Source organism: Kitasatospora sp. NPDC089913 (assembly GCF_044748625.1).
Classification (GTDB): Bacteria; Actinomycetota; Actinomycetes; order Streptomycetales; family Streptomycetaceae; genus Kitasatospora.
Map to the genome: position 1 here is coordinate 1 of NZ_JBIVGI010000038.1, position 12430 is coordinate 12430.

Here is a 12430-nt window from a genome sequence, read left to right on the forward strand (position 1 = left end):
GCCCCCCCGGGCCCCGGCCCCCGGGGGTGCCGCCTTATAACAGCCCCCCCCCCCCCCGCGGGCGGGGCCCCCCCCGGGGGGGGGGCCCCCCGGGGGGGGGGCGGCCCCCCCCGGGGGGGGCCCCGCCCCGCTCCGTCGTTCCGCTGCTTGTTCGTCCCGGCTGCTCCGCGCGCGTCCGCGACGGCTACCTGCTGCGCTCGCGGGCGGAGGTGAGCCGGCCACGCACGGCGGCGTGCACCTCGGCCTCCTCGGCCGGATCGGCGGCGAGGCGGCGCAGGCGCTCCAGCACGCGGGCGTCACCGGTGGTGGCGACGTGCCTCGCGGCGAGCTCCCGGGTGGACTCCTCGCAGTCCCAGAGGCACTCGACGGCCGGCCCCTCCGGGAAGTGCACGTCGGTCGCGGCGAGCGCCCGGGCCGCGCGGCCGCGCAGCTCCGAGGAGACGGCCTCGCCGTAGATGTGGCGCAGGACCGGGACGGCCTCGGTGGCGGTCAGCCGCCCCGCGCCGTCGACCAGCGTCCCGAGCCCGGCGTCGGCGCCGGACACCCCGTGCAACAGCACCCAGCGGCGCAGCCCGCCCACCACCAGCGGCGCGTCGGTGGGCTCGCCCGCGTCGGCCAGCAGGCGCACGGCGGCCTCGCCGAGGGCGCTGTCGGCACCCCCGGTGGCCGGATCGGCCCAGCGGCGGGCATGGGCCAGCGCCTCCGGACCGCGCATCCGCCCGAGCAGTTCCAGGGCGAACCGGACCAGCCGGTCGTCGACCTCCGCCGCGGCGGCCTCGATCAGCCCGGCCGCGGCCGGGTCCTGCCGGTCGACGAGGTGGCGCAGGGCCGCCCGGCGGGCACCGGGGAGACCGGTGCGGGCCGCCTCCAGGACGGCGGGCCGGTCCTCCGGCCGCACCACGGCGGCCAGGCAGCGGGCGGCGGCGGCGGCGCGGCGGTCCACCGCGTCCGGACCCGGTCCGTCCTCCTGCGAGGAGCCGGCACGGGCCGGGCCGCCGGCGAAGGCCGCGGCACCGAGGCCGCCGAGCTCCCCCTGGTCGGCCCAGGCCAGGACATCGGCCGTGGACCAGCCCGGGGTCACACCGCTGCGGTTCAGCTGTCGCTGCCACACGTCGAAGGGGGCCTGCTCGGCGGCGGCCGCGACCCTCGGGTGGTAGGCGGCCCAGAGCCGCCAGGGCCTGGGCTCGTAAGCGCTCCGCACCATCTCGCGCAGCTCGGCGTCGCCCTCGGGGCCGGGGGCGAAACGGTCCAGCACGGCCGTCCCGAGCAGCAGCAGGCCCCGGTCGTCGTCGCGCAGCGCGAGCTCGTCCAGCGCCCAGGCCCAGCTGGTGCCGGTGGCGGCGTACTCGCGGAGCATCAGCAGCGCGTCCCGCCGGCCGTACGCGGCGAGGTGGCCCAGGACGGAGAGCGCGAGGCCGGTGCGGGCCTCGTCCTCGTCGAGGAGGTCCTCCGGGGAGTGGAGGTGGTCCTCGATCCCGTCGAGCGGCGCCTCCAGCTCCATGTAGAGGCGCGCGTAGTAGAGGGAACGGTTCTCGACCTGCCAGTCGGCTCGCGGATCCCTGGTGACGCACTCCTCCAGCGCGGCGATGGCCTCGGTGCGGTCGGCGGCCAGCGCATGGAGCTGCCCGTCACCGCGACCTCGCTGCAGGAGGCCGAGGAGGCTGGCACTGGGTGCTATCACTGGCTCGAACATGAGGTCAGCATCCGTTGCGGCGGTCGTAGTGGCAACGGGATTTCCGTCGCCGGGGTCTCTGGTGGGTACTGCGGTGGGCGCCCGGGCGCCGGAATCACCGAAGGTTACCGCCTCGGGCAGCCTGTCGCACACAGGGCGACCGGCCCTTTGTGCGCACTGGCATATGCCGGGGGAACTTTGACGGCGATCTGTCCAAATCGCCCACAAGGGTGAGAACGCTGTGCGACAGTCGATGCCACCACGCACCGGCCGCTCTCCACGAACGGACCACTGGACTCACCATGCCAAAGTCGCCCACGACCGGCCCACCACCCGTCGCGCCCCCGAGCGAGGGCACGACGGACGGCGAGGGGCCGGTGGGCGAGAGAGTGGACAGCGCCATCCGCACCTCGACCGGCGCGGCCGTGATCGGCTCCGCCGAGTGGGACCTCCTCACCGACGACGTCCGCTGGTCCGCCGAGGCCTACCGGCTGCTCGGCTGCGACCCCGGACACGGACCGCTCAGCCTCGACCGGCTGCCCGACCGCCTGAGCGAGGCGGACCGGCCGCAGCTGCGCCGGATGATGACCGACGCGCTGGTGCACGGACGGTACGCCTTCGGCACCCTCCAGGTCCGGCGGCCCGACGGCGGGCACGGCATGATCGAGTGCACCGGCGAACCCGTGCTGGGCACCGACGGCACCGTCACCGCGCTGCGCATGCTGCTGCGCCCCGCGAACCCCTCCTGACCGGCCCCGACCCACCGGCCGTCACGACCCACCAGTCGTCACGACCCCACCGGCCCTCTGAGCCCTTCACGCCACTCGAGCCACTCGGGCCCTTCGCGCCGCTCGAGCCCTCCGAGCCCTTCCGGCCCCGGGACCCGGCCGCCGCAGCCGGCCCCGGTCAGGCGCGCGCGGGCCGCTTCTTCGCGTCCGCCGCCCGCAGCTCCCGCCCCAACTGCTCCCGCAGCTCGTCCACCACCGGCACCCCCCGGTAGCGCGCGGTCAGCCGGTACATCTCCCGCAGCCGGTCCCAGGTGCGGTGCGAGGAGTTCTGGCCGATCAGGTTCAGCACCAGCTTGCACTGGGTGTCCGCCGCGTCGGGCTCCCCGGTGAGCCAGTGCACCGAGGCCAGCGTGATCCGGTCGAACAGCGCCGACCGCAGCTGCCCCGTCCCCTCCCGCAGCCGGATCACCCGCTCGGCGTGCCGACGGGCCTGGTCTGCGGCCGCCCGGTCGTGCTCGGCGAGCGTCCGCAGCACCAGCGCCTGCATGCCGCGCAGCTCCGCCTCGTCGAAGACCTGCATCCACGACGGCGGCGGACCGTCCGGGTCCTCGGCGAAGAGCTCCTCCGCCTCGCCCAGCAGCCGCCAGGTCGCCTGCGACTGCCCGATCGAGGCGTGCGCCCAGGCCTCGACCGTGTTCAGCATGGCGCGCGTCCTCGGCAGCATCCGGCCGCCGCTCGCCTTGGCCGCCGCCATCAGGCCGATCGCCTCGTCCGCCCGCCCCAGGTGCACCATCTGGCGCGCCGCCCGGGAGATCGCCTCACCGGCCCGGGGCCGGTCGCCGGCCTCCCGGGCGGAGTCCGCGGCCAGCATGAAGTACTTCTGCGCGGTCGGCTCCAGGCCCACGTCGTGCGACATCCAGCCCGCCAGCACCGCCAGGTTGGCCGCGACCAGCCACAACCGCTGGGTCACGGCCGGGCTGTGCCGGTGCGTCAGCAGACCGCCCACCTCGTTGAGCTGGCCGACCACCGCCTTGCGCTGCAGTCCGCCGCCGCGGGCCGCGTCCCAGGCCCGGAACACCTGCACCGAGCGCTCCAGCGCCTCCACCTCGTCGAGCCCGACCGGGCCCGGGTCGTACAGGTCCACCACCGGACGGGCACCGCCCTGGGTGAGCACCGGGCGCGGGCCGGGGGCCGACGCCGCGTAGGCGACCTCGGCCCCTCCCAGCCAGCCCTTCAGCGAGTCGGCGACGACCGCCCCCGCCGTGAGCGCGGCACCCGCGCCCACCAATCCACGTCGGTTCAGCATGAGGTCCATTCCCGTGAACTCGGTGAGGACCGCGGCCGTTCGATCCGGCTCCCATGGTGACGAGGTGGCGGACTGCGCCGCTCCGGTCCTGGTGGGCCGGTGTCGTTCCAGACCGAGGTCCTCAGTGGTGACGACACGGCCGAGCCGCTCCGTGAACACGGCTGCCAGTACCCTCGGCACCGGATCGCGCGGGATCTCCCCCTGCTCGATCCACCGCCGCACCCGCGAGGTGTCGGTGGACAGCTGCTGCTGTCCCATCGCGGCACCGCGCCTGTTGACCAGCCGCGCGAGCTCGCCCTTGGACCATCCGGTCAGGACGAACAGATCGGCGAGTCGGGTGTTGGGTCCCCTGCTCACGTGAAGCCCCCAGGTTCCTCGGCTGGTTCGAGGCTAGAGGCTCCGTCATGTGCCGGGCGAGCATTCGCCAGGCTTCGCCAGGGTCCGCCACATTACCAACCACCGGCATCCGGGTGTCATGTAGAGGTGCGCCACCTCGACCCCCGGGTCGGGCGGTGTCCCAGGCCGGTACGGGGTTCCCCCGCACGGGTCGCGGGGCGCCCCCGGTCCTCACCCGAGGGGGTGGCGCGGCCGGGTGGCGCGGGAGCGCCGGGCACGGCCACGGCAGTACCGGCCGACCGCATTCCCCAGGGTGCGGACGGCCGGTCCACCGCCGCAGCACGGGGCTCCGGCCCCGGCGTCCGTGCCCGGCGCCCGCACACCACCCGGCCGGGGCAGGACCGCCGTCGCGCCAGGAAGCACACGGCACCGGCCCACCCCGTGACCCCCCGCGGGGCCGCACCCGCAGACGGACAGGAAGGGACCACCCTCACCCCATGTACTCCTCAGCGACCTCCCCGACGCCGACCACGACCCGCACCGCGCTGCGCCCCCCCACCGCAGCCGTCGGCCGTCCCGGCCCGAAGCAGGTCCCGCCGCCGTCCCGGCCCGCCGCCCCGCGCGCCGCCGACGGCCGGTCCGGGGACGCGCGGGGCCAGGCCGCCCGGACCGCACTCGGACTGCGCCCGGCCGAGACCGCCGGCCCCCGCGTGCCCGGCGCCCGGATCCCCGCCGTCCGCCCCGGCGACGGCCGGCTGCTGCGGCCGCCGGCCCGGCCGGGCCAGCCCATGACGCAGGAGCGGATCGACCCCTCCGCGCTGCAGACCCCGGCCGTCCGGGCCGCCCTCGCCGGGGTCGCGCGGATATGCCCCGCCTTCACCCCGCGCCAGGTGCTGCGCGAGGGGAGCCGCCACATCCTGGTGGCGGGCACCATCGGCCGGGCGCCGGTGGTGGCCAAGTGCCTCGCCCCGCAGGCCGTGCGGAGCGAGTACTTCGAACAGCTGGTCGCCGACTTCCACCACGAGGTCGCGGTCTACCGGGCCTTCGTGCGGCACCGTCCGCCGGTCCGGCTGCCCCGGCTGGTGGCCGCCGACCACGACCGCTGCGTCCTGGTGATGGAGCGGGTCCCCGGCCGGCCGGCGGCCCGGGAGCGCCACCCGGTCAACGCCCCGACGCCCGGCGAGGTGCGCGCGCTGCTCACCGCCGTCCGGACGCTCAACCTGTGGCGCCCGCCGACCGACGTCTTCCAGCCCCGGCTGGACTACCAGCTGGAGATCGCCCGCTACCACTCGGTGGGCCAGCTCACCGACCGGGACGCCGGCGACCTGCGCGGTCTGCTGCACGGGCTCGGCCACGGTCCGCTCCAGCTCTGCCACGGCGACGCGCTGCTCAGCAACATGCTGCTGGCGCCGTCCGGTCCGGTGCTGGTCGACTGGGAGCAGGCCGGCTGGTACCTGCCCGGCTACGACCTGGCGGTGCTCTGGAGCGTCCTCTCCGGTGACACCGCGGCCCGTCGGCAGATCAGCCAGCTCGCGCAGAGCGGCGGCACGATGGCCCGGGACGCGTTCCTGGTGAACCTGGTGCTGGTGCTGATGCGGGAGATCCGGCTGTACGACGTGCCGGGCGCCGGCGAGGAGCAGCGGATCATGATCCGCCGGCTCTACGACGACGCCGCGCTGGCCCGCCGGGCCGTCCGGGCCGCCGTCGGGACCAGGTGAGGCCCGTCCGGGCCGGTACTGCCGGACGACGCTCCTCCGGAGGGGCCGGAGGGCGCCCCGGCCGAGGACCGGTCAGTGCCGCACGCCGCGCTCCAGGGCGGCCCGACCGGCGGCCTCCAGGACGACCTCGTCCGGGGCCAGATGGACCCGGCTGCTGAGCACGTCCCGCAGGTACCGCTCCAACGGGTGACGCCGGCTCAGCCCCGGGTTCCCGGTGAGCGAGACGGCCTGCTGGACGGCGGCCGTCGCCGCCCGGGTGGCCAGCAGGTGCGCCGGCCCCGTCCGGGCCACCGCCTCCGGCTCGGCCCGGTCCACCCGCGCGGCCAGCCCGTGCACGAGTTCCTCGGCGCCGATCAGCTGGGCCTCGATCTCGCCCAGCGCGCTGCGGTAGCGGGGCAGGCTGCCGAGCGGCTCGGTCAGATTGGCCGGAGTTCGCTGGTGCAGGAAGCGCACCAGCCAGTCCTGGGCCGAGCGGGCCACCCCGACGGCCACCGCCGAGAGCGCCAGATCGTGCCAGGCGCGGGCCAGTTCGGCCGCCGGGACGGCAGCGGCGGAAGCGGCGGCTCCCTTTCCGGCGCCGGCGGGCGGGTTCAGACCGAGGGCCAGTTCGGCCGGTACCCGCACCTGCTCGAGGACCACGTCGTGGCTGGCGCTGGCCCGCAGACCGAGCTGGTCCCAGGTCGGATCGACCTCCAGGCCCTCGCTCTCGCCGCGCACCAGGAAGGTGCCGGTCCGGGGTTCCGGTTCGTCGGTCCGGGCGGTCACCGCCATCCAGGCCAGCGCCTCGGCGCCGGTGCAGTACGTCTTCCGGCCCGTCAGCAGCCAGTCCTCGCCGTCCCGTCGCGCCACCGTGGCCGGCGGCTCGCCCTCGCGGCTCCCGGGTTCCGCCCGCAGGGTGTTGACCAGGGCCGGACCGCGCCGGGACTCGGTGAGCAACCGCCGGTAGCCGGCCGTCGGCCAGCCCGCGGTCCGGGCCTGCTCGGCGTGCTGGAGCAGGGTGAAGGCGGTGACCACGGCCACCGAGGCGTCCCCGCGGCCGAGTTGGGCCAGGACCTGGACGGTGTCGGCGAGGGTGCCGCCGGGGCCGCCGTAGCGGGCGCCGACGGTCAGGGTCAGCAGTCCGGCCTCGTGCACCGCCTCGATGCCCTGGTACGGGAAGGTCGCGTCGCGGTCGTGCTCCTCGGCCCGGGCGGCCAGCAGGTCGACGACCCGGGGCAGGCCGGCGAGGGCGGCCTCGACGGGGGAGGGCTCGGGGCCGGTCGACGGGACGGCGGACGGCTGGTCGGCAGCGACGGTACGCATGGGGCTTGGGCCTCCGGGGCGGCAGCGTGGGCTCGGGGTGCGCACCCGACGGCGGGCTTCGGGCCCGGTGCCGACGGCCGGCCCGGCCACGCCTCCGCCGTTGTCGGGGGCTCGGCCGTTCCACTGTCGGCGCCGGCACCCCCGTCGGCTGGTGCGGGGAACGGCGGGCGGCACGCCGGGACGGGCGCGCGGTACCTGGCGGCGGCCCGGGACTCCGGCTCGATGGCCACCCCGGGACCCGGGGTCCGGCACAGGGGCCGCCCCCGGATCGGCGCCGGCCGCTCGGCCGGCCGCCCGCCGCCTCGGGGGACGAATCCCCCTCAGTGACCCGGACACGCCGCGCTGGCGGTGCGCCGCAGGTCGAGGTAGCTGCGACGGGTCAGCAGCGGGAGACGGCACGGCATGTTCGCGACTTTACGAAGCCGTGATCGAAGCCGTCAAGCAGCGCCCGAGGCCCGGACGGGGCGGGGCGGCCCGCACGGGGCGGCCCGGGTCGGGTCGGGCCGGAGAACGCGGCGGGACGCCTCGGCGGATGTCCCGACGGGCAGCCCGGTGGACACCACGGGGGCGGCCGAACGGGAACCGGAACGCTGCCCTCCGGGCCATCGGCCCGCCTCGTTCAGCCCTGCTGGAACATGTCCGCGGGCAGCGGCTTGAGCAACTGGTAGAGATCGTCCGAAATCGGTCGGTCCCAGGAGGCGATGGTGACCTGCACACCGTCACTCCGGCCGAACTGGGCACAGAAGACCCGGCCCTCGCTGACCTTGACCTTCTTCACGATCAGCAGATCGTCCCCGAGCATGACGGGGAAGTCCTCCGCCGAGACGAAGTCGACCGGTTCCTCGTTCTCCAGCGCCGCGAGCAGCTGGCGCACCTCGAAGGGCACGCTGTCGCCGGTCTCGCGGGCCGGCGAGCCCTCGGGGAGGTTGCCGATGAACATCGCCGGGCCTCTGCCGCCGAACAGGTCGTAGCGCAGGAAAATCCCCTGGCAGGCGCCGTCCGGGCCGGTCATCATGGCTGCACCGAAGTCGCCGGGCCAGTCGCCCGGGTCCATGGCGAGCACGTCGAAGTCCGGGCCGGTGGGCTGACCGGAGCGACGGCGGAGAAAAGACATGGGAACATCGTACGTGCCCGCCACACCGCGCTCGCGGGGTGGGTGGGGCGCCGGACGGAGATCCACGCTCAGAGACCAATGTTGACTCTGAGCAACCGTCCGGGCTACGTTCGGTTCAGCACGGCAGCCGTTCTGGGTTTCACCCTCCGGGGGGACGGCCTGTCGCAACGCGGCCCTACACGCGTTTCCCTCACTGTGCACACCGTCGTGCCGAGCACCCAGCTCCGCCGTCGCGCCGCACAGCACACAAGCCAACAGTTCCATGTTTCACAGGCAAGGTCTGCGGGGCCCCGGCCCGTCGCTCCCGCAGACCTGCTCGGGACGCCGCCGCGTGGGGGCGTGCGGGTCCCGAGCACGGTGCCGCCCCTGAGTCGCTCTCGGGGACCGGCGCCATCCTCCCGGCGACTGCCGGCCCCTCGTGGGCCGGGACCGGCCGACGCACCCCCGGTGCGCAGAGGGATGACTGGGAGGAGGCTCGGCAGCGCTGCCGGGTCGCACAGCAGGCGCCGTGTCTGGCCGCGTGGGGGCGGTGGGCACGGCGTCTGCCTGTGCTCATACTCTGAGCTGCGTTTGTCCAGCAGTCAACAGAAATTATGACGGGGCACGTTCAAATGTGATCGGAATGATGACCACCGGAGACCTTCGGGGGCGTACGACCGCCCCTGGACACCCCGGCGGGGTATCCGGCGCCGGGGTATTCGGCGCCGGAATGTCCGGCCTGGGGACGTCCGGCTCCGGGACGTCCGACGCCCGGGCCGGGTACCGACCCGGCGGCCCGGACCGGCACCCGGCCGGGGGCACGGCCCCGGATCCGGTCAGGTGAGGTCGAACTCGCCGTCCCGCGCGCCGAGCACGAAGGCCCGCCACTCCCCCGGCGTGAACACCAGGATCGGGCCGTCCTCCTGACGGCCGTCCCGCATGCCGATGTAGCCGTCCACGAAGGCGATCTGGACGTCCCCGACACCCTGGCTGCTGAAGAGCCAGGTCGCCCCGGTGAAGTCCACCTTCGGCTTCCCGCTCGCGGCGAGCTCCGCCACCTCGGTCGCCTCCACCCCGGTCCCGCTGTTGGCTGCCACTGCTGCTGTCTCCTCCCGACGGCCTGAACGCGCCCAGCCTAGTCACCGCCGCGGTCCCGGTCAGCGGGATCACCAGGTCTCCACCGGTCGGGGGAGGACGGACCGTCGACGACGGGCGGGGGTCGCCGCGCACGCCCCGGCGCACTCCCCGGGGCGCGTGTCCCGCACGGGCGCGCGGCGGGCGAACTGCCAGAGTGTGGGGAGCCCGCACCGCGGGAAGCCCCCACCGAACGCCCCGAGGAGCAGCCGATGAGCCGCCGGGACGGCACCCGCGCCGATGTCATCCCCATCTCCGAGGCCGCCTCGGCGCAGCCGCCGGCGCCCCGCACCCCGTCCGGACCCGCCCCGCTGCCCCGGCCCACCCCCGGCCGGCCGCCCGTGCACGGCCGGGTCGGGGTCGTCCTGGTCTCGCACAGCCAGGAACTCGCCAACGCCGTCCGCACCCTGGCGCTCGCGCTGACCCCCTCCGCCGGACCCGCCCCGGTGGCGAGCACCGGCGGGGACCTCGTCGCCGGACCCGGTATCAGCGCGGTGCTCGTCGCCGCCGCCACCCGCCGGGTCGACCAGGGGCACGGCGTGGTCGTCCTGGCCGACCTCGGCGGTGCGGTGACCACCGTCCGGGCCCTGCTCGCCGAGGCCGACGAGCACGGTCTGCCGTTCCCGGTGCGGTTCGCCAACGCCCCGTTCGTCGAGGGCGCGGTGGCCGCGGTGGCCACCGCCACGGCCGGCGGCGACCTCGCGGCGGTACTGGACGCCGCCGAGGAGGCGTACCGCCAGCCCAAGGGCTGACCGGGACCGGGGGAGCCGACGGGGCGGGGGGGGCGGGGCGCGGACCGGGCGGGGGGCGGACCGGGCGGGGCCTCCCACCGCTCCCCCCGTGACCGCTTCCGGCCGCCTCCGGCCGTTCTCGGCGTTCCGGCACACGGCGGGTGACCGCGCGGCTACCATCGGCGCGGGGCCGGCCGAGCGGGCCGGGTCGTCGTGAGGGGGGAACCTCAGCCATGCGTGTGGTCGTCACCGGCGGAGCCGGATTCATCGGGGCCAACCTGGTCCGGGCCCTGCTGGCCCGCCCCGAGGTGGACGAGGTCCGGGTCGTGGACAACCTCTCCACCGGGCAGAAGGCCAACCTGGCCGGCACCGGGGCCGTGCTCCACGAGGGCACGATTCTCGACCCGGAGCTGCTGGACGAGGCCTTCGCCGGGGCCGACGCGGTGGTCCACCTCGCCGCGCTGCCCTCCGTACCGCGCTCGGTGGCCGATCCGCTGGCCAGTCACCACGCCAACGCCACCGGCACCCTGGAGGTCCTGGAGGCCGCCCGCCGCGCCGGCGGCCTCTACGTGGCCGCCGCGTCCTCCTCCTCGGTCTACGGCGCCAACCGGGAGCTGCCCAAGCGGGAGACCATGCGCACCGCGCCGATGAGCCCGTACGCGGTCAGCAAGCTCGCCACCGAGGCCTATCTGGCGGCCTACCACCACTGCTACGGGCTGGGCGTGCTGCCGCTGCGGTTCTTCAACGTGTTCGGCCCGCTGCAGCCCGCCGGGCACGCCTACGCGGCGGTCGTCCCGGCCTTCCTGGACGCCGCCCTCGCCGGGCGGCCGCTGACGGTGCACGGGGACGGCGGGCAGAGCCGGGACTTCACCTTCGTCGGCACCGTCACCCAGGTGATCACCGACGCGGTGCTGCGGCGGGTCGTGAGCGCGGACCCGGTCAACCTGGCCTTCGGGACCCGCACCTCGCTGCTGGAACTGGTCGGCGAGCTGGAAACGGTGCTCGGCCACCCCGTCGAGGTCGCGCACACCGAGCCCAGGCCGGGCGACGTCCGGGACTCGCAGGCCGACAACACACGGCTGCGCGAGCTGTTCCCCGACGTCCGCCCGGTCCCGCTGCGCGAGGGCCTGGAGCGGACGGCGTCCTGGTTCCGCACCCTCTAGCTCGTCAGGGGCGCAGCGCGCCGTCCCACTGGAAGGCCGTCTCGACCGGGCCGGACACCGCCCGGTCGATCCAGCCGAGTTCGCGCTCCCCCATCGGCGGCAGCGCGTCCAGCGGGTACCAGCCGACCGCGAGCGTCTCGTCCTCGTCCGCCCGGATCTCCTCGCCCAGCGGGCGGCAGCGGAAGACGACCTCCAGGTACTGCGTCACATCGCCGTTGGGGTAGGTGATGTCCGGCGAGACGGTGAGCGCGACCAGCCGTTCGGCCACGGTGGCGATCCCGGTCTCCTCCAGGCACTCCCGGACCGCTCCGTCGGCCGGCTGCTCGCCGGGGTCGAGGATGCCGCCCGGCGGCGCCCAGTTGCCGTCGTCGGCGCGCTGGACGAGCAGTACCCGGCCCTTCTCGTCCAGGACGACGGCGGCGGCGGCGCTGAGCCAGAGCTTGCGGGGGCCGACCACCGCGCGGAGATCGGCCAGGAACTTCGGAATCGCCATGTGCCGAAGCCTATCCGGGCGCCGGACCCGCCCGGAGGGGCGCCCACCGGGCGGGTGCGGCGGTAACGGTGAGCGGGTACGGCGGTGCGGGCGGGCGGCGGTGGGCCGGGCGGAGTGCTCAGGTCCGGCGGAGCGGGCGGGCCGGGGAGCCGACCACCACCTCGCCGGGGGCCACGTCCCTGGTCACCACCGCGGCCGCGCCGACGAAGGCCCCGGCACCGATCTTTCGGCCCTGGAGCACCACGGCGTTGGAGCCCACGGTGGCGCCGTCGGCCAGCAGCACCGCTCCGGAGACGTTGCCGCCCGGGTAGACCGTCACCCGCTCGCCGAACACCGTGTCGTGGCCGACCGTCGCGTTGTAGTGGACCTGGCTGTGCGGGCCCAGCCGCACGCTGCTGGACACGTACGCGCCGCCCATCACCAGGCAGCCCGGGCCGAGCAGGGTGTCCGGGGCGATCAGCGCCCGGGGGTGGACCAGGGTGAACGGTTCCGCCCCCAGGCCGTCCAGCAGGGCGGACAGCCGCTGCCGGACGGCCGGGTCGGCGATGCCGACCAGGTAACGGGCGCCGGGTCCGAGGTCCGCGGGCCTGCGGACGGGCAGGCCGCGGACGGTGGCACCGTGCTGACGGTCGTCGAGGAACCCCGCGACCGGGACGCCGGCCGCGAGCGCGGTGTCCAGCGCCTCGCGGCCGACGCCTCCGGCGCCGGCGATCCAGAGTGCGGGCGGGTCCGCTGCGGTGGGCACGGGAGCCAT

11 protein-coding genes are annotated in these 12430 nt (G+C 75.8%); 4 read left to right on the forward strand and 7 right to left on the reverse strand.

Going from position 1 to position 12430, the window contains the following annotated elements; genetic code table 11:
• Nucleotides 1-184: 184 nt before the first annotated feature.
• Entirely contained in the window at nucleotides 185-1693 is a 1509-nt protein-coding gene (locus ACIPYS_RS36070) for a HEAT repeat domain-containing protein (RefSeq protein WP_400754252.1), read from the reverse strand.
• A 368-nt stretch (nucleotides 1694-2061) separates the two neighbouring features.
• Here ACIPYS_RS36070 and ACIPYS_RS36075 point away from each other — a divergent pair, with 368 nt between their 5' ends.
• Nucleotides 2062-2421 carry a PAS domain-containing protein gene (locus ACIPYS_RS36075; protein WP_030396875.1) on the forward strand — a complete coding sequence of 120 codons (360 nt, stop codon included), beginning with the start codon at nucleotides 2062-2064 and terminating at the stop codon, nucleotides 2419-2421.
• Nucleotides 2422-2578: 157 nt separating this feature from the next.
• Here the strand turns inward: ACIPYS_RS36075 and ACIPYS_RS36080 are convergent, their stop codons facing one another.
• Nucleotides 2579-4063 (reverse strand): hypothetical protein, encoded by a 1485-nt coding sequence (locus tag ACIPYS_RS36080; protein WP_093859374.1) that lies wholly within the window; start codon nucleotides 4061-4063, stop codon nucleotides 2579-2581.
• A 476-nt stretch (nucleotides 4064-4539) separates the two neighbouring features.
• Between ACIPYS_RS36080 and ACIPYS_RS36085 the strand changes: the two genes are divergently transcribed.
• Complete coding sequence (locus ACIPYS_RS36085) at nucleotides 4540-5760, forward strand: aminoglycoside phosphotransferase family protein (RefSeq protein WP_231978392.1); 1221 nt, start codon at nucleotides 4540-4542, stop codon at nucleotides 5758-5760.
• A gap of 72 nt (nucleotides 5761-5832) precedes the next feature.
• Here ACIPYS_RS36085 and ACIPYS_RS36090 read toward each other — a convergent pair whose 3' ends face one another.
• The 3 genes from ACIPYS_RS36090 to ACIPYS_RS36100 all read right to left on the reverse strand — a co-directional run bounded on the left by ACIPYS_RS36090 (nucleotide 5833) and on the right by ACIPYS_RS36100 (nucleotide 9228).
• Nucleotides 5833-7062, reverse strand: coding sequence for an acyl-CoA dehydrogenase family protein (locus ACIPYS_RS36090; protein ID WP_093859375.1), 1230 nt, complete (start codon nucleotides 7060-7062; stop codon nucleotides 5833-5835).
• Nucleotides 7063-7681: 619 nt separating this feature from the next.
• A complete protein-coding gene (locus ACIPYS_RS36095) occupies nucleotides 7682-8176 on the reverse strand; it encodes a hypothetical protein (protein WP_030396879.1) in 495 nt (164 codons plus the stop codon).
• 815 nt (nucleotides 8177-8991) lie between these two features.
• Nucleotides 8992-9228 carry a DUF397 domain-containing protein gene (locus tag ACIPYS_RS36100; protein WP_093864713.1) on the reverse strand — a complete coding sequence of 79 codons (237 nt, stop codon included), beginning with the start codon at nucleotides 9226-9228 and terminating at the stop codon, nucleotides 8992-8994.
• Nucleotides 9229-9501: 273 nt separating this feature from the next.
• Between ACIPYS_RS36100 and ACIPYS_RS36105 the strand changes: the two genes are divergently transcribed.
• Together ACIPYS_RS36105 and ACIPYS_RS36110 are read left to right on the forward strand one after the other, a co-directional pair.
• Nucleotides 9502-10041, forward strand: a complete 540-nt coding sequence (locus tag ACIPYS_RS36105) for a PTS-dependent dihydroxyacetone kinase phosphotransferase subunit DhaM (protein ID WP_093859376.1) — start codon at nucleotides 9502-9504, stop codon at nucleotides 10039-10041.
• Between the two features lie 212 nt (nucleotides 10042-10253).
• Nucleotides 10254-11183, forward strand: coding sequence for an NAD-dependent epimerase/dehydratase family protein (locus tag ACIPYS_RS36110; RefSeq protein ID WP_093859377.1), 930 nt, complete (start codon nucleotides 10254-10256; stop codon nucleotides 11181-11183).
• Between the two features lie 4 nt (nucleotides 11184-11187).
• Here ACIPYS_RS36110 and ACIPYS_RS36115 read toward each other — a convergent pair whose 3' ends face one another.
• Together ACIPYS_RS36115 and ACIPYS_RS36120 are read right to left on the reverse strand one after the other, a co-directional pair.
• The gene (locus tag ACIPYS_RS36115; RefSeq protein ID WP_400754261.1) at nucleotides 11188-11676 is read right to left on the reverse strand and encodes an NUDIX hydrolase; all 489 of its coding nucleotides are present in this window, start codon (nucleotides 11674-11676) and stop codon (nucleotides 11188-11190) included.
• Nucleotides 11677-11794: 118 nt separating this feature from the next.
• Nucleotides 11795-12421, reverse strand: a complete 627-nt coding sequence (locus tag ACIPYS_RS36120) for a NeuD/PglB/VioB family sugar acetyltransferase (RefSeq protein WP_231978397.1) — start codon at nucleotides 12419-12421, stop codon at nucleotides 11795-11797.
• Nucleotides 12422-12430: the final 9 nt, after the last annotated feature.